This is a genomic window from Chryseobacterium sp. BLS98 (assembly GCF_001045445.1).
Taxonomy (GTDB): Bacteria; Bacteroidota; Bacteroidia; order Flavobacteriales; family Weeksellaceae; genus Chryseobacterium.
The window spans coordinates 39,680-61,938 of record NZ_LFNF01000004.1 but is presented as its reverse complement, the minus strand read 5'-3'; the positions used below and the strand labels follow the sequence as shown (position 1 = coordinate 61,938).

The window sequence follows — 22,259 nt, the reverse complement described above, 5'->3', positions numbered from 1 at the left end:
AAAGAGTGTAAACTCCTATTCTTATCAAAAGAATAAGAACCACAAGGTGATTGAATCCAGCCCAATCACAGCAGGATAGAGACCAACACCAACGTGTTGAACTTTAAAAACAAACGGAAATGATTAACAGTTTTTAGGTGGCTGCCAGATAGAATTTAAAGCATCTCTATCATAAATAGGTTCATCATAAGAATAAATTTTCTCATGATGATCTGTTATGATCTGCTTTTTGACCTCAAAAGTGATATTAGGACTTACAGTGAAGACAAGAGTAAGAGGAAAAGAATGAACGATGAAGGGTAGTTTTTGATCGGTTTGATAGTCAGCATCTTTTACAGGATGATCATAATGCATCTTAAGAAAAGCCATAAGAGTCATATCCTTATTTTGTTCCTTATGTTCTAAAAAATGCTCTATAAGGACAGGAACTTTCAACAACTGATATAACTCAGTTGTCGAAACCAAATAAAAGGAAAGTAATACTATGGAAATGAACTTTCTCACAATACAAAATTAGATATTTTTCTTTTCAGAATGATTATAAATAATACTATCTTCAGTAACAAAAATGATTAAGATTTGTATGTCATTTTTGATAAGAAGTTCCATGCAATAAATGCTAATTGCTTTTAAGCAAGAGCAATCAGCATTGTTTTAGAAAACGACTTCCTTATCTTTTATTAGAATCTTTACCGGTATTTGCAACTCCGTTTGAATTTTTACCCTTAATGCTTCCTGGGCAGAGGGTTCACCGTGAACAAGCATGATCTGTTTCGGCGGATTTTTAAATTTCCTTATCCACTCCATCAGTTCATATTGGTCAGCGTGTGCAGATAATCCTGTCAATTCAACAACATTTGCGTTTACAGGATAATATTTTCCGTGAATTTTCAACTCATGAGATTCATTAAGCAATGCTCTTCCACGAGTACCTTCTGCCTGAAACCCGACAATTAATACGGTATTCCGGCTATTTCCTACATCATGCTTTAAATACTCAAGAACACGCCCTCCTGTCATCATACCACTGCCGGCAATTATTATTTTACTTTGCTTATCATGAACTATTTCTTCAGTATTCGTATATTCTTTATTGATATTCACCTGTTCAATAATTTCCAGCCATTTTTCTTTATTAACAATTGTGTGTTCAGCATATTCAACCATAATATCAGTGGCAGAAGCAGCCATTGGGCTATCCATAATTACAGGAAGATTGTAAGGGATTCTGTTCTGTTCCTTGAGCTGATAAAGGATGTAAATAAGCTCCTGTGCCCTGCCTACAGCAAAACTGGGAATAATTATATTACCATGGTTTTTAACAGTGAGATTGATCCAGTGTTCCAATTTATCATACAAATTGGTATTGTCATGAAGTCTGTCTCCGTATGTTGATTCCATCACTATAAAATCTGCTTTGGTGAAAAAATCAGGAGGAGGTAAAATAGCGCTGTGAGTCCGTCCGATATCTCCTGAAAAAATGATCGTTTTCTCAAAACATGTGATCTCCACGGAACAGGCTCCAATGATATGTCCGCAGGGCTTGAACCTGCATTGAATATGATCACTAAGTTTGATCATGGTGTTTTCATTAACCGTAAAAAATTGTTTAAAAGATCTTTCAGCATCGTTTATCGTATACAACGGTTTTGCAGGATTATGTTTGGTATAATGATGAAAATTCGCTTTCTCCGCATCTTCTTCCTGCAGCTTTGCACTATCGAGTAAAATCAATTTTGCTAATTCTTTGGTAGGCTCAGTCATGTAAATTTTACCTTTAAATCCGTTTTTTACAAGAAGAGGAATATAACCGCAATGATCAAGATGAGCATGCGTAAGAATGACAATATCTATTTCAGCAACATCGATATTTAATGATTCCCAGTTTTGTTCACGCAAAGATTTAATGCCCTGAAACAATCCACAATCTACTAATATAGTAAGTTCCGAGGTTTTTAATAAATGCTTGGATCCGGTAACTGTTTCGGCTCCTCCAAGAGATTTTAGAATAATAGTATCCATTTTTTTATTTTTATAAATCTGTTGCGCACCAGCCTATTTTGGTTCTGACACTTGAATAATCTCCTGAATGCGCAATAGGTTTTTATGAATTAATACTGAAAAATTTTAGCGTATTTTGATCTCTTTTACTTCTTTTTTATCCAGATTAGATTTATTAATGGTAATATTTAATAGTCCCCCTTTATAATTAGCTTTTATATGGCCTAAACTAATACTATCGGGTAAACGGAAACTGCGGACAAATGAGGAAGCTGAAAATTCTTTTCTGACATAATTTTCTTTTTCTTCTTTTTTCTCTGCACTGGTTGCAGCACTAATGGTCAATGTTCCGTCCTCAACGGCCACTTTGAAATCTTTTTTCTTAAATCCCGGAGCTGAAACTTTTAGCTTATAGACCCCATTTTTATCAATAATGTTAACTGTTGGTTCTGATTTAACCAACTGATTAACAATACCATCATTCTTCCAAAAATCTTCTATCAGAGATTCTAAGGATTGAGTTTGATTTGTTGGATTGATTTTTTCTAAAGTTTTCATAATACAATTATTTTAAGGTTTATACACCAAAGGTATAATGGAAATAATTTTTAAATCATGACTACCGTTGCGTTTTGAAATGATGCTAATCACTTTTTTCCCAGGCATCAAGAATTTTAATTACTGATGAAATGTTCAATGTTGAATCTGTAATGGTAATGTATTTCAATCCGGCATCCTGAATTATTGATACATCCACAGGAGCCTGTTCCTGGAATCTGAATATAAAATATCTGATCCCAAAGGATATAAGTTTCAAAATAAGACTGTTTGAAACCGGGTTTTCCTGATCAATGATTATGGCAGTATCTTTTGCTTCTGCAAAATGAACGGTAGCTTCACTTAAAGGATCTACTATAATCGTAATTTTATGTTTTTTACGATTAGCCAAAGCCAGAATCTTTTTATCTTCCTGACTGATATTGTAAACTATGACTTTCATACTGTCGGTTCAATCTTCAAATGTATTGAACAGCATAGAACTTACAAATGCATGAAATCATTATAAAAAGTGATAGTGATTAGTTTTTAAGCTTTTGAAGTCTTAAAACATCAAGTATGGTAATCTTTCCGGCACTTCGGTCTATTAAATTTTCTTCTTTAAAATCACTGAGAATTCTGCTTACCGTTTCAATAGCCATTCCAGCCATAGAAGCTAGGTTTTCTCTTGAAATTTCAAAATTTTGAGTGTGGGGATGTTTTGTATGGAGTTTAAGTAAGACTTCTGCCATTCTTTTTCTCACAGAAAAATACGCAAGCTGCAATAGCTGCTCTTCGTGGGTAATAACATTCTGGGCAAGAATTTTGATGAATTTTTCCGCTATGTCGGGATATTTATATAATAATTGATCAATAACTTCTCTGGGAACTGAGCATAAGGTAGCATCCTCCAATACTTCAGCTGTTTCTTTATATTCTTTTCCTGCAAATAATGAAGTGATTCCAAAATATTCTTCCGGACTGTAGACTCCTGTCATGAGTTCTTTCCCGTCTTCTGTCATTTTTGTTGTTTTCACTGAGCCTGATATAATAAGATAAACAGCGTTTGCAGTATCACCCTCATAATATATAATCTGCTTCTTTTTAAAAGATTTGACTTTTCGTTCATCAAAAGCTTTCTTTAATTCATCAAGTCCGTGCGAACCATGAAATAAATTGGTCATTTGAGTAAGAATATTGCTATAAAGGCTTTTCTGACGTTCCTTCTTTTTCAATCGGCTTTCAATAGCACTGAGAAGTTCTATATCATCAAATGGTTTGGTTAGATAGTCATCCGCTCCCATTTCTATTCCTTTTCGGACTTCTACCCGATCCGTTTTTGCCGTTATAAAAATAAAAGGGATAAGTGCGGTATCTTCTCTTTTGCTTAAAAGATGTAATACTCCATACCCGTCAAGCTCCGGCATCATAATATCACATAATATCACATCCGGTATGTGTTTAATGGCCAGATCTACTCCCTGTTTACCATTAGAAGCCTGAAATACTTCATAACTGGCAAGCTGAAGAATTTCCGAAGTGCTTTCGCGGATATCGTCATTATCTTCGATAATCAATAGGCGTGTTTTTTCCATTGGAACTAAATTGGAGTATTGTTAGCTAAATTTTTATGAAATGATAAGGTAAATTCGGTACCCTTGCCAGATTGACTCTCGAAATGGATCTTACCATCCATGAGATTTACATACCGCTGTACAATATTGAGACCCAAACCGGTCCCAGGAATATTCCCTATGTTATGAGCTCTAAAAAATGGCTGAAAAAGACCGGATTGGTCTTCCTCGGGTATTCCTATTCCATTATCTTTTACTGAAAACACATACTTATCTTCATTTATCTCTGTAGAGAATTCAATCAATGTATGCTCTCCCGAATATTTTATAGCATTGCTTATTAAATTCATTAAACAATTCCTTAATAAATTTTGATCCAGATTTACATCACCTTCTGATCCTGTATGCTGATAAATAATAATTTGATCTTCTTTGGTGATAAGTTGCATTTCTTCCGTAAGTTCTTCTGAGAATTTTACAATATCAAATGAGCCATAATGAGGTTTTACAATCCCGGTATCCAATTTTTCTAAAGAAAGAAAATCATTGAGAATGGAATTCAAACTGGCAATTGCATTTTTTATCTTATGAAGATGTTTTAATATCTGGATATTGTCTGAAGTTTGAAGATATTTTTCAATAAGTACGGCAGAAAGCTGCATAGAACTTAAAGGGGTTCGAAACTCGTGCGATGCCATTGATACGAACCGACTTTTCATTTTGTTAAGATTTTTTTCTTTTGCCAGCGATACATTGGCTTCTTCTTTTGCCATTTCCAATTCACGAAGCATCTTTTTAAGCGATTTTGTACGGTTTTCAACTAATTCCTCCAGTTCGCTAGCATATCTTTTAAGAGATTCTTCCGCTTCTTTTTCTTTAGAAAGATCATGGATAAAACCTGTGTAAATCACCCTATCCTGATATTGCACTTCACTTACAGCAAGCCTGAAGGGAAATTGGGTCCCATCTTTTCTCAAGCCCCTAACTTCCCTTCCTTTGCCTATTATTTTTTTTTCGCCGGTATTTTGATAATTAAGCAGATAACCATCGTGTCTGCTTTTATCGGGTTCCGGCATCAGTACTGAAATATTTTTACCTACCAACTCTTCTTCTTTATACCCAAATATTTTTAGCGCAGAGGGATTCAGACTTTCTATTCTCCCCCTGTTATCAATGGTTATAATCCCATCAATCGCTGTTTCTATAATAGCATGCAAAAGTTTAGCGCTTTCCATAATCCATATCTTAAACTATTATTTAAAGGTATGAATTTTAGTATACTAAAGGTATCTGAATATGAAAAATGTTAAAATATTAAATTATTACTAATTATTATCAACAAACAAGATTAAAAAAAATGAAATCTAAATTAAAAAAACAGCTGATCAGTTTCCGGAATGATTAGTAGTGGAATTTCTAACCCGGCGGCCTGTCTTGCAGCATGGCTGCTCTTTGTAAATCTTTCGAGAAAATCCCGGTGATCATGACCCATTGCCAAGATATCAATATCTTTATTTTTTAATATATCTAAACCGTAATCTATATTTTCGCTGTAAATACAGTTATAACAAACTTTACCATCCAGAGCCTTTAAAAACACTTCTTTTTTATGCTCATAAGCAGCATCCTGAATCACATCATTATTGCTTTGAATAATATGGGTAATTAAAAGTTCGGCATCAAAGTATTGGGCAAATTTAATTAATGATTGAGCAATTTTTATATCTTTTTTCTTCAGATCTGTTGCAAAAGCAATCTTATTTATTTCCTTATATTTATGGTTTTGAGGAATTAACAGAAGCGGATGTTGTGTATTTTCAATCATTTTAAGACTGTTGCTTCCAAAAATAAACCGGGCAAGCATCCCGGCTCCCTGCATCCCCATTACAATAAGCAATGTTTTATTATTGGCTGCTGTATTATTTATTAACTGCACAGCATCACCTCCCTCACAAGAATAATATATCGACGGATGATAAGGGAAAGTCTCATCTCCCCATAAAGCTTTCTCTTTATCTTCAAGTACTTTTACCAATTTTTTCATCTCTTTACTGTTTTCATCCTGTAAAGCAGGATATTCATATAAAGCCCACGCAGTCTGCCCAAGCATAGGGCTTTCAACCGGCAATGCAAAGGCATGGCACAAATCAATATTACACTTTAGAGCATTAGCCAGATGAAGTGCATACAACGCTGCATTTTTTGCCGGCTTTGAATAGTCTGTAGGTACTACAATCGTTCTCATAATTCTATTATTTATTTTGGTTAATTTTATTTTCGAGTGAATCATCAAAATGATAAATGTCTTTATATAGTACAGGTTTTCCATCTTTTATTAAGCAAGTCAGATAAGTAATAATGATAGGAACCGGTTGCTTTAAAACAAAATCTTTTCTTTGGTAGTCGGCCATCGCTTTTTCTAAAATGGGAATCTTATGTTCAGAGTGGTCATATTTTAATAGAAGAGATGCGAGTTCTTTAGCATTTTCAACACGGATACACCCATGGCTCAAAGCTCTTTCATCTTTATTAAACAATTGTTTTTGAGAAGTATCATGGAGATATACTCCATAAGAGTTGTCAAATCTAAAAACCACCGCTCCCAGTGCATTATCACATCCGGATGATTGTCTTACACTATATCTATGAGGGTTTTGACGGATCTCTTTTAATTTTGACGAAGTTATTTCGACTTCATGGCCTTGCTTATCGTAAACTGCATAATGGTGATCTTCCAAATACCCACTGTTTTTTAAAATTTTTGGTAGCATTTCTTTGATGAATATGCTTTGGGGAACTTTCCAGTCGGGGGCTGTTGTAAAATAATTAATGCTGCTTTCCAAGACCGGAGTTCTAGTAGTTGGCTTTCCTATAATTACTTTGAAATCAGATACACTGTCTTTATGGTGAAATTCTAATGTATAGGAAGGAATATTGACTAATACATATGCTTGATCTCTTGTATTGATCCATCGCAGGCGTTCCATATTGATAACAATCTTTTCAATTTCCGTTTGAGGAGCCAGGCAATCGTTTTCTTCATAGAGTCCATTCAAATAATTTTGAAGATCTGTGTATGCTTTAATCTCAGGCTGAACATCAAGGATTGCTTTAAGAAAATCTGTTTGCTTTTTTGCATATATCAATGTATCCTCTGAGCGAAATCCATTAATGTCGTTGGCATCAATATATGCCGAATTGTATGAAGGGTTGTATTTTCCAAAATGCAGATTATTAATAAATGTTATTAAAGCATCGGTCATCAGAATATCGAACACAGCCTTCTCTTTTTGATTTACTTCTACAGGAGAACCTCTCAATTTTCTTAATTTCTGAAGAGAAATAGCTTCCCAATGATAATCAGATAAAGAGAGTCCGAACCGGTAAGAATACTCTAGTAACAACATTGCTGCTTCAGGTTGATCTGACTTCTGCATAACATGTACCCAAGCATATTCAGAATCATTTTGGGTATAAAACTGAATAACAGATTTTGGGTAATGCAGCGTAGAGAGATTCACGTTGTCTTTAAGAAGTATGGCTATCTCAGTATTCGTTTTTGCATTCTGACCAAATACAATAGTACTGCAAACAGTACAGAAAAAAATAATCGCGAAGTTCATAAAAGTTTTCATGAGTAATCATTTAGCAGTGTAAATTTCCAAATTCCGGTCTTGCTAAATAATGACTACCGTCACTAAAAATCATGATAAAGCTATAATTTAATTTAAGTTTCACCGGGACTCCCTAAACACTTAATATAAAAGGATCAATCTAAATTGGTTTAAAGTCAATAATTGATTTAGCGCTTATAAAGGGCTGAACTAAAGAACTGACCAGCATCATTTTTCCCAGTGATGCGTATCATATAATTTCCTATGCAGTTTCAGGACCTTTGATAGGAATTAATATAAAACATGATCATGAAAAAATTATACTATCATAAAGTGATTCTTTTTACAGCATTGGTATGTACAGTACTCCTCAATTCCTGCAGCTCCACTCATATAGCAAGCAGTTGGCGGGATCCGGATAAACAGATTCACCCTACAGATTGGAAAAAAGTATTGGTGATGGCACTATTAAGAAATGAAACCAATCGCCGCAGTGCCGAAGATGAAATGGCGGAATACCTCGATGGAAAAGGCATTACCTCTTACAGTTATCTGGATGAAAATTTTAACATAAAAGATGAACAGGCTTTACGGAGTAGAATAAAAAAAGACGGTTTTGACGCTGCGATAACGATGCGTTTGATTGATGTGGATAAAGAAAAAGTGTATACTCCCCAGCAATACTATATGTACCCAATGTACTATAATGATTTCATCACCTATTATTACAGAAACTGGATGTATTACAATATTCCCGGCAATTATACCATCACCAAAAAATTCATTATTGAAACTATAATTTATTCTATTAAGGATGATAAAATAATATGGTCAGGAATTACAGAAACGTATGATCCGAAGGGAGTAAAAAGACTAACGAACGAAATTGCCCGGGCTCTTCGTAATAAAATGCAGCAGGAGGGATTTATTGAAAAATAACGAATACAAAACCTATAGTAAATCATCATGATCAATGCAAAAGATAAAGGGCTGGTTGTTTAGCAATATTCCTGTAAAGAATTTAACTTTTTAAGTAGAAAATATCAGTAAAAAATACAATACAAAACCAATTTGATAAAAAATCAACCTTAAAATTTGGTTTAATTATATACGATTCATTATTTCAAATTTCAACTTTTTATTAACCAAAAAAAATTTAAAATGAAAACAAACGCAAAATTACAAAGAGACGTTCAAAATGCCATTAAATGGGAACCTCTATTACACGCTGCGGAGATTGGCGTTATCGCAAAAGACGGTGTAGTTTCTCTTACCGGAATAGTCGACAGCTATCTAAAAAAAGCTGAAGCAGAAAATGCAGCAAAAAAAGTGGGCGGAGTTAAAGCTTTAGTTGAAAATATTGAAGTACAATTTCCGAGCTCTTGGAAAAAAACTGATGCTGAAGTCGCAAAAGAAGTATTAGATACTTTTAAATCAAACTACTCTATTCCCGATGACAATATCAAGATAAAAGTTGAAGACGGATGGGTTACTTTGGAAGGAGAATTACCTTGGCATTACCAAAAAGAAGAGGCAGCAAGTGTAGTAAAATATCTTAGCGGTGTAAAGGGTCTGATCAATAAAATTAAAATCAAATCAGAGGCAGATGATTCAATACAAAAAAAAGATATTGAAGACGCACTGAAAAGAAGTTCAATCTATGATAATGAAATTAAAGTATCTGTGTTAGGAACAACAGTAACTTTAACCGGAAGTGCAAATTCTTTGTATCAAAAAGAAGAAGCAGGCCGTATTGCCTGGAAAACTCCCGGTATATGGAACGTAAAAAATGAACTGGAAGTTAATTATGAGTACGATTTTTATTAATCTCTGATTAACCTCTGACCTGTGGAAGATCATATGGTTTTCCACAGGTTTTTATTCGCACATAGGGATCAATTTTAATTCTTTTGCATCACTGTGATACCATTAACCAGATTATTAAGAAAATAGTAAATATAAATTCAATCTGCAAATCCGAAATTATGAAAAATTTAGAAAATAAAGTAGCCATTATAACAGGCGGCTCCGGAAGCATTGGAAAAATTACAGCTAAACTATTTTTAGAAGAAGGGGCAAAAGTAATGCTTGTCGACCTCTCTGAAAATGCATTAAAAGAAGCTGCTTACGAATTAAACAGTGAACATATAAGGTATTGTGTTGCTGATGTTTCAAAAGCTGCTGAAGTTGAACACTACGTGGCTGAAACCATAAAGCTATTTGGAAAAATAGATGTTTTTTTCAACAATGCCGGTATTGAAGGGGTTGTGAAGCCAATTGAAAATTATCCTGAAGACGTTTTTGATACAGTCATATCCGTCAATATTAAAGGTGTATGGCTGGGAAATAAATATGTTTTACCCCAGATGAATGATGGGGGAAGCATCATTCTGACTTCATCTGTTGCCGGAATATTGGGATTTCCAGGGCTAAGCGCCTATGTCACCAGTAAACATGCTGTAGTAGGCATTATGAGGGCCACAGCTCTTGAGGCAGCTTCACGAAAAATCAGAGTGAATACGGTTCACCCATCTCCCGTAAATAACAGAATGATGCGCTCTATAGAAGAAAATTCTGCTCCGGGACACGGCGATGATGCAAAAAAACAATTTGAAGCGGCAATACCATTAGGACGTTATGCTGAACCTATTGAAATAGCACAGCTGGTTTTATTTCTTGCCGGTGACGACAGTCAGTTCATTACAGGAACAACTCAGATCATTGATGGTGGAATGTCTACTGAATAATATAGGCATTTTTTACAATACTAAGAAAACTAATTAGTTATGAAAATACAAATAGGAATAACTGACAATCATCGACAGGCAGTTGCTGATGAACTGATAAAAATACTGGCAGATGAAAACGTTTTGCATATGAAAACAAAAAATGCCCAATGGAATATTGAAGGAGCTGATTTTTATGATAAACATACCTTTTTTGAAACCCAATCCGAACAACTGCAGAAAATAATAAACAATACCGCAGAAAGAATCCGCTCTATCGGGCATCTTGTACCGGCAACTTTACAATCATACCTCAACTTAACTCATCTTACCGAACAAGAAGGAGATAAAAACTACAGCCAGACTTTAATTGCAGAATTGTTGAAAGATCATGAAAGTCTTATCACCAAACTTCGTGAACATGTCAAGTGCTGTACAGATGATTTCCATGATATAGCAACGGGCCATTTTATTATTGGTCTCATAGAAACACATCAAAAAATGGCCTGGTATTTACGTTCTTATTTATTATGATGAAGTAATAATTAAAAATATAGCCACGATTGAAATATCTAATTTTAATAAAAAAATATAATATCATGAAGCATCAATCGTTTTAGCAATTATAATTCACATTATCTTTGTAAATCCAATGAAATTTCGTCTATTGTTTTTCAATTTCTTTATATAAACGATCTACATTTTCCTTTGTAAAAAGTCCTGTTCCTTCGGCCATTGTAGTGGCAGATCCACAAGCGATTCCCATGGAAAGGACTTCTTTATAATCACCTCCTTTCACCAAAACATAAACCATTCCGGCAACCATGCTGTCTCCGGCACCAACCGTGCTTTTCACTTCTACATGAGGTGCCTTTATCTGGATTTTTTCAGTTGATGAAAATAAAACGGCTCCCCGAGAACCTAATGAGACTACCACAATCTCAGCTTTACCCTGCGAAATGATAAGTTGGGCGGCTTGATCTACATCACTTTCTTCCAGCTTGTCTTTTCCAACTAAAACAGCAAGCTCCCCTATATTGGGTTTTAATAAAAATACACCCTCTTCTACAGCTGTTTTCAGGGCTTCTCCTGAGGTGTCAATAATTACCTTACTCCTCTTTGACTTACACATATTAACAATCTGTTTTATAACATCCGGGTCGGTTTCTGTCGGTAAACTGCCACTGATTACTACAAAATCAGGAAACGGATTTATTACCTCAACACTACTTAAAATTTCGTCTTGCACTTCTTCTGTTAACAGTTCTCCTGGAAATCCAAACCTATACTGCTTGTTATTAGAAGTATCTAAAACAGTAAAATTTTCCCGGGTTTCTGCAGCAATATGGAAAGGTAATATATTGAGTTGTTCGGCTTGAAGTAACTCTTCCAGCAATCTGCCGGTTCTTCCACCGGAAGTAAAAAAAGTATCTGATGAGATTCCCAATCTTTTTAATGCTCTGGATACATTAACCCCACCTCCTCCTGCCTCATATTTAGGGGAATTACAACGTAACTTTTTTTCAGGAATGATGTTTTCAACACTGCTGCTCTTGTCTACCGACGGATTCAATGTGATTGTTAAAATAGTTTTGTCCATTTTATTAAACTTTTTTATACTACTCAATTATTCAAAACAGTATCGTTATCAAATTATTACTGTCCTCTTATTAAAAAAAATAATATTGCCTATATTAATTCAAATTTCAACAATAAGGAACAGACTGCCAAATATTTGACCTGATCAACATCATGTTTCATAGTGATGCCGGTCATCTTATCTTCTGTAAAGTTTCGGGAACTTTGAAATATAAATTTATAATCAAATGAAAACAAATGCAGAATTACAAAAAGATGTTCAGGATGCCATTCAATGGGAACCTCTGCTGCATTCAGCAGAAATTGGTGTTATTGTAAAAAACGGAATTGTTTCTCTTACAGGTACTGTGGACAGTTATGCAAAAAAACTGCAGGCTGAACATGCTGCAAAAAATGTTTTTGGGGTAAAGGTTTTAGTAGAAGATATCGAAGTAAAATTACCCGATCCCCGGTCAAAAACTGATATCGAAATTGCCGGTGAAATTATAGCTGCTTTTAATGCAAACTCATTTATTCCACAAGAAAAAATAACAGTAAAAGTAGAAAGCGGTTGGGTAGATCTGGATGGTGAAGTGTCCTGGGAGTACATAAGGGATATTACAGAAAATGCTGTAAAGTATCTTCCCGGCGTTAAAGGCATTTATAATAACATTATTGTCAACCCGGAAATACGGAACACTGTTGAAAAGAGCGATATTGAAAAAGCCCTTGGCAGAAGCTCAATTGATAATAGTGAAATCAATGTATCAGTATCAGGAAGAACGGCCACATTAACAGGGACGGTACATACCTGGCATCAAAAGGAAGAAGCAGGACGCATTGTCTGGAAAACACCTGGTATACAAGATGTAAAAAATGAGTTAACAGTGGATTATGAGTACGATTTATAATTTATAAAGGTCTCATATATCCTAAACATTGTGGACGATCAATTTTTATCTATCAGCTAAAACTACTTTACAATAAAATAGTCCCATTGCATATAAAATATTCATAAACACAACATCATGGAAATCTATTTAAAAAAAAGCCTCAGTATTGTAGGTAATATAGCTTTATTCTCCGGCCGCTTTTTTAAAGAAATTTTCAAACCGGGTTTTGAGTTTAAAGAGTTTACCCGACAGTGTTTTGTTGTTGGTTATCAGTCATTAGCATTAGTGACCATAACAGGTTTCATCATGGGGCTGGTACTTACCATACAATCGCGCCCGGCTATGGCAAGGTTCGGAGCCGAGTCTATGATCCCCGGTATGGTTTCGCTGTCATTAATAAGAGAGATTGCACCTGTCATTACGGCTTTGATTTGTGCTGGAAGGGTTTCATCAGGAATTGGAGCTGAATTAGGCTCTATGAAAGTAACGGAACAAATTGATGCCATGGAAGTTTCAGCGATCAACCCTTATCGGTATCTGGTGGTGACCAGAACCCTTGCTACAACATTAATGATTCCTATTTTAGTCCTCTATGCTGATCTGATCGGAATCATGGGTGGTTTTATCGGGATCAATATGCACGGCGAAAGTAATATAGCGCATTATTTTTCTAACATATTTGAATCCCTGGAATACACAGATATTTTACCGGCTATCATTAAAACCTTTTTTTTCGGTTTTTTTATCGGGATTATTGGCTGTTATGAAGGGTTTAATGCTTCGGGGGGTACAAAAAGCGTGGGAAAAGCTGCAAATTCAGCCGTAGTTTTAGCCTCGCTGATGATTTTTATCATTGATTTGGTAGCAGTGCAGGTAACTGATCTATTTTTTGAATTATAATGGAAAATAATAAAAATTTACCTATCAGATATGACCAGCCAACAACCGGCACATCATTGATAGAATTTAAAAATGTTTACAAATCTTATGGCAGTAATAAGGTGTTGAACGGCATCAGTTTTACCGTTAAAAGAGGAGAAAATCTGATTATATTGGGAAAGTCAGGCTCAGGTAAGTCCGTTGCTGTTAAATGCCTTGTCGGTCTCACTAAAGTGGATAAAGGGGAAATATTTATATCAGGAAAGGATATAACAAAATTGAATGAGGAAGAGCTTAACCGGATCAGGATGAAGATTGGCTTTCTGTTTCAAAACGGAGCTTTATATGACTCTATGACAGTCCGGGAGAATTTGATTTTTACATTACAGCACAATCATAAAAACCTTACTGAACAGGAAATTGAATCTGCTGTTAAAGAAGCATTACAAAACGTAGGTCTGGAAGGAGCTATTGACCAATTGCCGGCAGAACTGTCCGGAGGAATGAGAAAGAGAATAGGACTGGCAAGAGCATTAATCATTAAACCTGAAATTATAATTTATGATGAGCCAACCGGAGGTTTAGATACGATCACAGCCCGTGAAATTATCGAACTCATCCGAAATATCAAAATAAAATACAATACCTCATCCATTATCATAACCCATGATTTAACCTGTGCAAAATATACCGGTGACAGAATTATCGTCCTGAAGGACGGCCTAATTAAAGCTGAAGGCAACTATAAAGACATAGAAAATAATGCCGATGATTGGGTAAAATCTTTTTTTGAAAAATAAATAAAGCAGTCATGAGCAACGAGTCGTCAAACAATTGGAAATTGGGAGTTTTTGTAGCAGCAGGCATCCTTCTTTTCATAACAGCCATTTACTTTATTGGGGTCAACAGAAATCTGTTTGGCTCTAATTTCGTTCTGCGTTCAGAGTTTAAGAATGTCAGCGGATTAAAGCAGGGAAGTAATGTCCGCCTTTCAGGTATTAACATAGGAACGGTTAATAAAATAGATTTTATTTCAGATTCATTGGTTCTTGTAAAGCTAGTCATCAGAAAGGATGTTCAGAAATATATAAAAACTGACGCGGTTGCCAGTATAGCATCAGATGGATTAATGGGTGATAAAATTCTTATTATTTCGCCCGGCACCACCTCCACTACCATAGTGAAGGATAATGATGTGATTGCTTCTTATAAAACCATTGAAATAGATGATCTGTTCTCAAGTATAAAACAAAGTACAGACAACGCTAAAACAATTACTGATGAGCTGGTTAAATTCAGTAGTAAAATGAATAATAAGAATAGCTTGTTGACAAAAATAATGACCAATAAAGATTTTGCGTCGAGCATTGACAGAACCATAGAAAATTTACAGATAAGCTCTCGGGAACTGGCAAAATTTACTCCCTTACTGAATAATAAAAACGGAATTATTGCAAAAATATTTACCGATAAGAAATGGTCAGATAATATTGAAAACAGCATTTCTAATTTACAGAACAGCTCTCGTGAAATCAGTATTTTCACTACAAAACTTAATGATAAAAATAATGTGCTTTCTCAGTTATCTTCCAATGATACTTTAGCTATTTCAATAGAAAAGACAGTCCGCAATCTTGAAAAAAGCTCAGATGATTTAATAGAGTTTACTTCAAAAATAAACAATGATGAGAATGTTTTATCGAAGCTCACCAACAATCCTAAACTTGGAAAGTCAGTTGACTCCACTATTATCAATATTGAGAAAGGCGTCGGTGAACTGAGAGAACTTGAAGCCGCCGCCAGGAATAATTTTTTATTAAGAGGCTATTTTAATAAAAAGAAAAAAGAAACCGGAAAACAAAAAAGATAATTAATGTTAATCCATTCAAAAGTGTGATTCATTTATTCTTCGCCATGCTAAGCTACCACAAGATCCGCAGAAAATAAACCTGGTCAGATATTTTTCATTTTAGGCTTGATTTCTTTGACATACATCATCAGACTTTCTTCAATACAATCGAAAGCTTCTTTCTTATTTTTAAAACCAAATACCTGTACAGCTTTTCCCTCCAATTTTTTATATTCTTCAAAAAAATTCTGAATCTCATTAACTGTATAAGCTGGCAGGTCTTCAATATCATGGATATGCAGGAGAGAAGAATCATTTTCAGTCACCGCTATTATTTTATGGTCTTTTTTATCTTCGTCCGTCATCTCCATTATTCCTATTACCCTTGCATTAACCAGAGTAAGCGGAACAAGACTTTCCGAACATAACACCAAAATATCTAACGGATCTCCGTCACTGTAGTAAGTCTGTGGTATTATCCCATAATTGGCAGGATAATACATGGAGGATAAAAGAATTCTATCCAATCTTATTAATCCTGAAGGCTTATCGATTTCGTATTTTGTGCGGCTACCAGTGGGAATTTCAATAATTGCCGTAACTATTTGTGGCAGATGCTCTCCTGGTGAAACGTCATGCCATGGGTGTTGGTTTCCTATCATTACCTTAGCCTTAATTGTTTTTAATTTATTATTGTAAATTTCAAGAATATAGTATTATAAAAAAATGATGATCGTCACTATGCCTTTGCTTTTCTTATCCTTTTTACATATTTATAGATCTCAAACCATAAAACAGAAACCGCTGCAATGAAAACAGCCATCCCCAATTCGTTTATATGGAGCGCTGTTACTTTAAAGAATAGAGAAATAGGTTTTACATATAATATGACTAAAAGCATCACCACGACTAAGGCAGAAATACCCATAAGTAAAGGATTACGGTTTCTGAAACTTTCCAGCATACTGTAAAAGAATGATCTGTTAACAAAACTCAGCAATATATTGGCAAAAATTAATGTACTGAACACCATCGCCCTCGTCTTTTCTTCGTTACCACCGTGCTGAACTGTAAACTGATATACAAACAGAACTCCCAGGGTGATCACTACCCCCTGCACAATACTGATTCCCAATTCATTAAAACTTAAAAAAGTATCTCCCATCGCTCTTGGAGGCTGTTTCATTGTATTTCTTTCCATAGGTTCATTTTCATATACAATAGAACAGGTCGGTCCCATGACAAGCTCCAGGAAAATAACATGAACCGGAGTGAATATATGTGGGAATATCCATCCCAAAAACAGAGGTAAAGAAACCGTCAGTATTATAGGAATATGAATGGAAATAATATATTGAATCGCCTTTTTAATATTGGTATAAATTCTTCTTCCTGCGGCAATTCCAACAATAAGTTTTTCTAAATCATCATTCGTAATAACCAATGCAGCAGCAGATTTGGCAATTTCAGTTCCTTTATTCCCCATTGCTACGCCAATATGGGCAGCTTTTAACGCAGGACCATCGTTCACACCATCTCCAAGCATCGCTACCACTTCGCCATTCTTTTTCAGAGCGTTCACTACCGCGAGCTTTGCATCGGGAAACATTCTGGTAAACAGAACTGTGTTCTCTGAGATCTGCATCAGCTCTTCTTCAGCACGTCCTATAATATCACTGCCATTGATTGCCGGAGCATCATTTTTAATTCCTGCCTGAAGTGCAATTGCATTCGTCGTATCTGCATTATCGCCTGTAATGACTTTCACCTTGATCCCTGCATCATAAATACTTTGAAATACCTCTTTTATTCCTTTTTTGGGAGGATCATAAAAGACGGTCAGTCCTAAAAATTCAAATTCAAAATCCTGCTGTTTCTTTGGAAAGCTGTTTCCTTCAAAATGAGACTTAGCAACTCCCAATACACGATAACCTTGCTGTCCAAATGTTTTTACAATATCTCTTATCTTACTTTTTTCCGTCTCTGAAAGCCTGGAAACACTAAGAATAGCTTCGGGAGCTCCTTTCGCTGCAATAATTCTGTCTTTATTTGTGTTTTCAAAAAGATGGGTCATCATTGGAGGCTTCCCTTCAAGCGGATATTCGTGAAACATTTGATATTCTTTTCTTGCATCACTCTTTTGAGTTTCCTCATACATTTTGTGTAAAGTTATTTCCATAGGGTCAAAAGGGACTGGCTCACTACTCCACATTGCATAATCAATCAGTTCTTTCAATTCGTCAGACTCAAATTCCTTTTCTTCATAAATCTTATCGGAAAGGTAATTATATAAATGTTGAAGTTTCATCGAATTCTCAGTAATGGTACCTGTTTTATCGGTACAGATAACCGTGGTACTTCCCAGGGTTTCTACAATACTGCTCCGCTTAATAATAATTCCTTCACGCATAAGCTTCCACGCTCCCAAGGCCATAAAAGTTGTAAATGCCACAGGAATTTCTTCTGGCAATACAGACATGGCTAGCGTTAATCCACTAAGCAGGCTCGTTACCAGATCTCCGGTTTTGATATAACTGAATATACAGACTATCAAAAAAATAACGATCCCGACAGCTGCCATCCATTTTACAAACTTCCGGATTTGAATCTGCAATGGCGAAATTTCTTCTTTTATATTCAGTATTGATTCTCCAATTTTACCAACACGTGTTTCTTTTCCTATCTTTTGTACTTTAAAAACGGCCAATCCTGAAACTGTAACTGTTCCGCTGTATACAAGATTATCCTCTGAGATGCTGTCCTTGAAAACCGAAAAGCTTTCTCCTGTAAGCGAGGATTCATTAACGGAAAAATCATTACTATGCAAAATCTTTCCATCAGCATTTATAATTCTACCCTCCTCGGTGATGCATAAATCACCTACCACAATCTCATGGGTCGGAATTTCTACAGCCTCTGAGTTTCTGATAACTGTACTTAAAGGTTCGTTGAGTTTTTCAAGTTCTTCCAACGCTTTTTTACTGCGGTTATCCTGATAAAAGGATATTGCAGTCACCGCCACAATTGCCACAAACATAAAAGCAGCCTCGCCATAATCTCCCACAATCACATAAATGAGGGAAATAATGATAAGCAAAATTAGCATGGGTTCTTTTAAAATACCAATAAGCAAATCAAACCATGTATTCTTACGGATATCCTCCAGGCGATTATATCCATATTGCAGTCTGGAAGCTTCCACTTCATCGTTTGTAAGACCTCTAAGACCTTCAGGTAAGTTGTAAGACATATCAAATTAAATCGGTTATCTAAAAATAAACAATTATTTATATACAAATTGAGTTTCCATGCCTGACCTGGATCAGGTTTTATCGTGATACTGATCATAGAATATTCTGGAATCTTTCTGGAATTTTGAATGATCAATTAACAACAATGGAAACAAGCTATATCAGCAAAAAAAAGATCGGGAAAGGTGAAGAAATACAGGGTCAGGACATCAGAGATGGTATTTTTAATTTATTAAGAATGGATTTCCCTGGCTTTTCAAAAGATCATTATATCTCTTTAATTGAACTTAATAAATACAGACGACTATATCTGACTTCTTTAATATCACAGGAAAAAGGTGAACTGGCCATTATAGACTTGGATGTGATGGATGCCATTAAAAATAACTCCATTCTGTCAGAAAATATACAGGATGAAATTGAATCAGAATTAACTATTGGAGAAAAAGTTGCAGATAAAGTAGCACTATTTGGAGGCAGCTGGACATTTATTATGGTGTTTTTTTCATTTATATTACTATGGATGATGATAAATGTTTGGTTATTAACCAATTCATTTGATCCGTTTCCATTTATTTTACTCAATCTTATTCTTTCATGTTTAGCCGCCATTCAAGCGCCCATTATTATGATGAGCCAAAACAGACAGGAACAAAAAGACAGACTGAGAGGAGAACACGATTACAAAATCAATTTAAAAGCTGAATTAGAAATTAAATTACTGAGTGAAAAAATAGACCACCTATTGGTAAACCAAAATAAAAAACTCTTGGAAATACAAGATATACAAACTGATTATCTTGAGGATCTTATAACGGAAATGAAGAGAAAAAGGTAGCCACTGTTCCTATCTACTTATGGAATATTATCGGGACTTTCCTGAGCTTCATTTACAAGAAAACACTTTTATATTAGATAAAAAAATTAAAACTTATGAATCCCAAATTATTTTTACTGCTTCTGCTGTTTTTACTGGGTAGCTGTGCTACAACACACGATTTATCAAGCTGCATACATTCAACAAATGCCGGGTTTTTACACGGATTTTGGCAAGGCATGATCTCTCCCGTTTCTTTTGTGCTAAGCTTATTTGAAAAAGATATCACCGTCTATGAAGTTGCCAATAATGGTAATTGGTATAATTTCGGGTTTGTACTAGGATGTTATGTCACTTTTAAAGGCAGTAATGAAGGAGCTAAAAAATTTGCTAAGAAATAATCCTTAAGAGTCTGAAATGCATTAAATTCGACTCAATTTATACTGCGTAAACTGAGTCGTTAAAATAAAAATCTATCTGAATTTTATTAAAAAACTCCTTTAAAACTTTTTGAATGCATGAAAAGTATATTTAACAATAAGGATGAAATTCCAACATTAGATCAATTGACCTCGATTCTAAATAGATTTTAAGCTAATCTTTTCGAGCCTTGACTTGCTGTTACTGTTTATTCATGGATAAAGGTTTTAAACTTTACACCATAAATTTAAATCATTTTTGTAGCAGATCTATTGATATTTTACAAGTTAAAACTATTTTTTATAACCTGCTCACAGCATTATAGCATTGTAAGCAGGTCGTTATAAATTTAATGGAAGTATTCATTCATCAGACTTTTCCGTTCCTGGGTTTCAAGATTGATGTATTCAAATTTTTTATACTGGCAGAATGAGCCCATATCTTTGTCTCCATTAATAAAAATACCACCTACCAGAATTACATATTTACATGGATAGCTGGTTTCTTTTACCAGTACTTCGATGCGTTTATCTATGGCTTCATACATGACCTCCGTTGCTTCAAAAATTTGATTTTCTGCATTCAGAATTCTCTCTTTACTGTGGAGGAAAATCTGTTCAATTGTATTCATCTGAAAATCAAGTGAGGTGATATTTCCTTCTATGATCTGCCCTGCTACCAGTTTTCCAAGTGCTCCTTTTGCCGCACCACAACAGGCAGAATTGCTGCTCTGCCCGATCCTGCTTATCTCTCCTATTTGTCCTTCTCTGGTAATTCCAATATGGGGAGCATAAAAAATGATCACTGCTCCATCTTCAGGAACATGATGGGCAAAAGCCCCCATTCCTGTAAGTCCGGCAAAGGGAAAACCATCCAGCCCTCCCAAATGAAACGGGCCAAGCATTTCATAGGCTCTTGGAGGATATTGTATAGCATTAACATCGTCACAGCACATACTGTCTGCATGCATCAACTGATCAGGCTTTAATTTCAAATGTTTTTCGATCGTGTCTAATAACCGATTAACAGTATCGATAGACGTTAACGCCTTCGGATACCATTTTCTTACAGATTCTATACTCATAATTTTTTTATTTTTTACATGACAATATTATTAATAGGCTGTATGGCAGATGGGAGTTCCTTTTCGCCCAGCATTTCACGCAGGTCAATTTCTATGTTCCTGCTGATCTGAGTGATCGGAATATCATTGGCATTCCCTTCAAACGGATTTTCCGTACTCTCACCTATCTGTTCCAAAACCAGAAATACCCAGCCTAAGAGCACACTAAACGGAATGGTAAGCCAGACTACAGGGTCTCCAAATTTATCGATCATTTTGGAAAACTCTCCTAAAAATCCTAAAGGAAGCAAAAAACACAAAGCATTCGTAAAATAGAGATTAATGCTTGAAAACTGTCGTGGATAAGGAAAATTTTTAATTCTTTCGCATTTACCCTGCTGATCATACAATTCCTTAAATTGATTTTCAAGCGCAGTATAATTGTAATCTGAAATTTTACTTTCTTCATTTAATTTTCTCAACTGGGAAGACTGCAAAACAATGATCTGTGTTGCTCTATTCTTGGTAGAAAGCACATGCCGAAGCTCATCATCACCTAAGAATTCCTTAAGCTCATCTTCAAGTTTACCTTCCCATTCAGGGACTTCATAGTATTGTAAATATTCTTTATTATAGCTTTTTGTCTTTACATGTTCCCAGCTTTTTATTTCTCTAAGTTGAAACCTTAATGCGGTAAGCCATGCAAAATGACGGTAAATGATTTGTTGATGCAAAGCTGCTTCTTCCACTTTATCATCTAATCTTATAAAATCTTTTACCAGAATACCGAAACTACGGCTGTTATTAATAATAGTACCATAAATCTGACGGGCTTCCCAGCTTCGGTTATAGGTTTGGGTATTTTTGAATCCCGAAATAAAAGAAGTCGCTGTGCCCAATAAGGCCACCGGAACCCATGGAATAGCCAGCCACTTCCAGTCCAGGAAATAAAACAATAGCGTTGGAACGATACTTAGAATAAGCATCTTATAAATCTTTGTTCTCGTCCACGGAATAAAATGGTGAAGTTTATAGTGTGATCCTGTGTTCATAAGGT

The 22,259-nt window shown here is 35.2% G+C and carries 23 protein-coding genes; 10 read left to right on the top strand and 13 right to left on the bottom strand.

Going from position 1 to position 22,259, the window contains the following annotated elements; translation table 11 throughout:
* Window positions 1-123: 123 nt before the first annotated feature.
* The 8 genes from ACM40_RS20870 to ACM40_RS16185 all read right to left on the bottom strand — a co-directional run bounded on the left by ACM40_RS20870 (window position 124) and on the right by ACM40_RS16185 (window position 7,747).
* The gene (locus ACM40_RS20870; protein ID WP_316932880.1) at window positions 124-369 is read right to left on the bottom strand and encodes a hypothetical protein; all 246 of its coding nucleotides are present in this window, start codon (window positions 367-369) and stop codon (window positions 124-126) included.
* 285 nt (window positions 370-654) lie between these two features.
* A complete protein-coding gene (locus ACM40_RS16215) occupies window positions 655-2,022 on the bottom strand; it encodes an MBL fold metallo-hydrolase RNA specificity domain-containing protein (protein WP_048503853.1) in 1,368 nt (455 codons plus the stop codon).
* A gap of 105 nt (window positions 2,023-2,127) precedes the next feature.
* Complete coding sequence (locus ACM40_RS16210; protein ID WP_048503852.1) at window positions 2,128-2,559, bottom strand: Hsp20/alpha crystallin family protein; 432 nt, start codon at window positions 2,557-2,559, stop codon at window positions 2,128-2,130.
* 85 nt (window positions 2,560-2,644) lie between these two features.
* Window positions 2,645-3,001 (bottom strand): hypothetical protein, encoded by a 357-nt coding sequence (locus tag ACM40_RS16205; RefSeq protein WP_048503851.1) that lies wholly within the window; start codon window positions 2,999-3,001, stop codon window positions 2,645-2,647.
* A 79-nt stretch (window positions 3,002-3,080) separates the two neighbouring features.
* On the bottom strand, window positions 3,081-4,133 hold the full coding sequence (locus ACM40_RS16200) for a response regulator (RefSeq protein WP_048503850.1): 1,053 nt from the start codon (window positions 4,131-4,133) through the stop codon (window positions 3,081-3,083).
* Between the two features lie 5 nt (window positions 4,134-4,138).
* Entirely contained in the window at window positions 4,139-5,347 is a 1,209-nt protein-coding gene (locus ACM40_RS16195) for a PAS domain-containing sensor histidine kinase (RefSeq protein WP_048503849.1), read from the bottom strand.
* 134 nt (window positions 5,348-5,481) lie between these two features.
* Window positions 5,482-6,357, bottom strand: coding sequence for a universal stress protein (locus ACM40_RS16190; RefSeq protein ID WP_027380730.1), 876 nt, complete (start codon window positions 6,355-6,357; stop codon window positions 5,482-5,484).
* 7 nt (window positions 6,358-6,364) lie between these two features.
* A complete protein-coding gene (locus ACM40_RS16185; protein WP_048503848.1) occupies window positions 6,365-7,747 on the bottom strand; it encodes a L,D-transpeptidase family protein in 1,383 nt (460 codons plus the stop codon).
* A 288-nt stretch (window positions 7,748-8,035) separates the two neighbouring features.
* Between ACM40_RS16185 and ACM40_RS16180 the strand changes: the two genes are divergently transcribed.
* From ACM40_RS16180 to ACM40_RS16165, 4 genes are all read left to right on the top strand, one after another.
* Entirely contained in the window at window positions 8,036-8,665 is a 630-nt protein-coding gene (locus tag ACM40_RS16180; RefSeq protein ID WP_131705380.1) for a hypothetical protein, read from the top strand.
* Window positions 8,666-8,887: 222 nt separating this feature from the next.
* Entirely contained in the window at window positions 8,888-9,553 is a 666-nt protein-coding gene (locus ACM40_RS16175; protein ID WP_048503846.1) for a BON domain-containing protein, read from the top strand.
* Window positions 9,554-9,711: 158 nt separating this feature from the next.
* Window positions 9,712-10,473: an SDR family NAD(P)-dependent oxidoreductase gene (locus ACM40_RS16170; RefSeq protein WP_048504028.1), complete on the top strand. Its 762-nt coding sequence runs from the start codon at window positions 9,712-9,714 to the stop codon at window positions 10,471-10,473.
* Window positions 10,474-10,512: 39 nt separating this feature from the next.
* Entirely contained in the window at window positions 10,513-10,986 is a 474-nt protein-coding gene (locus ACM40_RS16165; RefSeq protein ID WP_027380726.1) for a Dps family protein, read from the top strand.
* A 130-nt stretch (window positions 10,987-11,116) separates the two neighbouring features.
* Here ACM40_RS16165 and ACM40_RS16160 read toward each other — a convergent pair whose 3' ends face one another.
* Window positions 11,117-12,052, bottom strand: a complete 936-nt coding sequence (locus ACM40_RS16160; RefSeq protein ID WP_048503845.1) for a 1-phosphofructokinase family hexose kinase — start codon at window positions 12,050-12,052, stop codon at window positions 11,117-11,119.
* A gap of 226 nt (window positions 12,053-12,278) precedes the next feature.
* Between ACM40_RS16160 and ACM40_RS16155 the strand changes: the two genes are divergently transcribed.
* The 4 genes from ACM40_RS16155 to ACM40_RS20190 all read left to right on the top strand — a co-directional run bounded on the left by ACM40_RS16155 (window position 12,279) and on the right by ACM40_RS20190 (window position 15,672).
* Window positions 12,279-12,941, top strand: coding sequence for a BON domain-containing protein (locus ACM40_RS16155; RefSeq protein ID WP_048503844.1), 663 nt, complete (start codon window positions 12,279-12,281; stop codon window positions 12,939-12,941).
* 117 nt (window positions 12,942-13,058) lie between these two features.
* Entirely contained in the window at window positions 13,059-13,823 is a 765-nt protein-coding gene (locus ACM40_RS16150) for an MlaE family ABC transporter permease (protein ID WP_027380723.1), read from the top strand.
* A complete protein-coding gene (locus ACM40_RS16145) occupies window positions 13,823-14,602 on the top strand; it encodes an ABC transporter ATP-binding protein (RefSeq protein WP_048503843.1) in 780 nt (259 codons plus the stop codon). The genes ACM40_RS16150 and ACM40_RS16145 overlap by 1 nt, the downstream gene beginning before the upstream one ends.
* 11 nt (window positions 14,603-14,613) lie before the next feature.
* Window positions 14,614-15,672: an MlaD family protein gene (locus ACM40_RS20190; protein WP_053077123.1), complete on the top strand. Its 1,059-nt coding sequence runs from the start codon at window positions 14,614-14,616 to the stop codon at window positions 15,670-15,672.
* An 83-nt stretch (window positions 15,673-15,755) separates the two neighbouring features.
* On the opposite strand, the gene ACM40_RS16135 is transcribed toward ACM40_RS20190, so the two are convergent.
* Together ACM40_RS16135 and ACM40_RS16130 are read right to left on the bottom strand one after the other, a co-directional pair.
* Window positions 15,756-16,313, bottom strand: a complete 558-nt coding sequence (locus tag ACM40_RS16135) for an inorganic diphosphatase (protein ID WP_048503842.1) — start codon at window positions 16,311-16,313, stop codon at window positions 15,756-15,758.
* A 77-nt stretch (window positions 16,314-16,390) separates the two neighbouring features.
* On the bottom strand, window positions 16,391-18,901 hold the full coding sequence (locus ACM40_RS16130; protein WP_048503841.1) for a cation-translocating P-type ATPase: 2,511 nt from the start codon (window positions 18,899-18,901) through the stop codon (window positions 16,391-16,393).
* 146 nt (window positions 18,902-19,047) lie between these two features.
* Between ACM40_RS16130 and ACM40_RS16125 the strand changes: the two genes are divergently transcribed.
* Entirely contained in the window at window positions 19,048-19,740 is a 693-nt protein-coding gene (locus tag ACM40_RS16125) for a DUF1003 domain-containing protein (protein WP_048503840.1), read from the top strand.
* A gap of 95 nt (window positions 19,741-19,835) precedes the next feature.
* On the top strand, window positions 19,836-20,120 hold the full coding sequence (locus ACM40_RS16120; protein WP_048503839.1) for a hypothetical protein: 285 nt from the start codon (window positions 19,836-19,838) through the stop codon (window positions 20,118-20,120).
* A 368-nt stretch (window positions 20,121-20,488) separates the two neighbouring features.
* On the opposite strand, the gene ACM40_RS16115 is transcribed toward ACM40_RS16120, so the two are convergent.
* Both ACM40_RS16115 and ACM40_RS16110 read right to left on the bottom strand, forming a co-directional pair.
* Window positions 20,489-21,223, bottom strand: a complete 735-nt coding sequence (locus ACM40_RS16115; RefSeq protein ID WP_048503838.1) for a hypothetical protein — start codon at window positions 21,221-21,223, stop codon at window positions 20,489-20,491.
* A gap of 14 nt (window positions 21,224-21,237) precedes the next feature.
* Window positions 21,238-22,254, bottom strand: coding sequence for a bestrophin family protein (locus ACM40_RS16110; RefSeq protein WP_048503837.1), 1,017 nt, complete (start codon window positions 22,252-22,254; stop codon window positions 21,238-21,240).
* Window positions 22,255-22,259 lie beyond the last annotated feature (5 nt).

Coding starts and splice junctions, on each gene's coding strand:
- ACM40_RS20870 (WP_316932880.1), bottom strand. CDS start 369: ATGGCTTTTCTTAAGATGCATTATGATCATCCTGTAAAAGATGCTGAC.
- ACM40_RS16215 (WP_048503853.1), bottom strand. CDS start 2,022: ATGGATACTATTATTCTAAAATCTCTTGGAGGAGCCGAAACAGTTACC.
- ACM40_RS16210 (WP_048503852.1), bottom strand. CDS start 2,559: ATGAAAACTTTAGAAAAAATCAATCCAACAAATCAAACTCAATCCTTA.
- ACM40_RS16205 (WP_048503851.1), bottom strand. CDS start 3,001: ATGAAAGTCATAGTTTACAATATCAGTCAGGAAGATAAAAAGATTCTG.
- ACM40_RS16200 (WP_048503850.1), bottom strand. CDS start 4,133: ATGGAAAAAACACGCCTATTGATTATCGAAGATAATGACGATATCCGC.
- ACM40_RS16195 (WP_048503849.1), bottom strand. CDS start 5,347: ATGGAAAGCGCTAAACTTTTGCATGCTATTATAGAAACAGCGATTGAT.
- ACM40_RS16190 (WP_027380730.1), bottom strand. CDS start 6,357: ATGAGAACGATTGTAGTACCTACAGACTATTCAAAGCCGGCAAAAAAT.
- ACM40_RS16185 (WP_048503848.1), bottom strand. CDS start 7,747: ATGAAAACTTTTATGAACTTCGCGATTATTTTTTTCTGTACTGTTTGC.
- ACM40_RS16180 (WP_131705380.1), top strand. CDS start 8,036: ATGAAAAAATTATACTATCATAAAGTGATTCTTTTTACAGCATTGGTA.
- ACM40_RS16175 (WP_048503846.1), top strand. CDS start 8,888: ATGAAAACAAACGCAAAATTACAAAGAGACGTTCAAAATGCCATTAAA.
- ACM40_RS16170 (WP_048504028.1), top strand. CDS start 9,712: ATGAAAAATTTAGAAAATAAAGTAGCCATTATAACAGGCGGCTCCGGA.
- ACM40_RS16165 (WP_027380726.1), top strand. CDS start 10,513: ATGAAAATACAAATAGGAATAACTGACAATCATCGACAGGCAGTTGCT.
- ACM40_RS16160 (WP_048503845.1), bottom strand. CDS start 12,052: ATGGACAAAACTATTTTAACAATCACATTGAATCCGTCGGTAGACAAG.
- ACM40_RS16155 (WP_048503844.1), top strand. CDS start 12,279: ATGAAAACAAATGCAGAATTACAAAAAGATGTTCAGGATGCCATTCAA.
- ACM40_RS16150 (WP_027380723.1), top strand. CDS start 13,059: ATGGAAATCTATTTAAAAAAAAGCCTCAGTATTGTAGGTAATATAGCT.
- ACM40_RS16145 (WP_048503843.1), top strand. CDS start 13,823: ATGGAAAATAATAAAAATTTACCTATCAGATATGACCAGCCAACAACC.
- ACM40_RS20190 (WP_053077123.1), top strand. CDS start 14,614: ATGAGCAACGAGTCGTCAAACAATTGGAAATTGGGAGTTTTTGTAGCA.
- ACM40_RS16135 (WP_048503842.1), bottom strand. CDS start 16,313: ATGATAGGAAACCAACACCCATGGCATGACGTTTCACCAGGAGAGCAT.
- ACM40_RS16130 (WP_048503841.1), bottom strand. CDS start 18,901: ATGTCTTACAACTTACCTGAAGGTCTTAGAGGTCTTACAAACGATGAA.
- ACM40_RS16125 (WP_048503840.1), top strand. CDS start 19,048: ATGGAAACAAGCTATATCAGCAAAAAAAAGATCGGGAAAGGTGAAGAA.
- ACM40_RS16120 (WP_048503839.1), top strand. CDS start 19,836: ATGAATCCCAAATTATTTTTACTGCTTCTGCTGTTTTTACTGGGTAGC.
- ACM40_RS16115 (WP_048503838.1), bottom strand. CDS start 21,223: ATGAGTATAGAATCTGTAAGAAAATGGTATCCGAAGGCGTTAACGTCT.
- ACM40_RS16110 (WP_048503837.1), bottom strand. CDS start 22,254: ATGAACACAGGATCACACTATAAACTTCACCATTTTATTCCGTGGACG.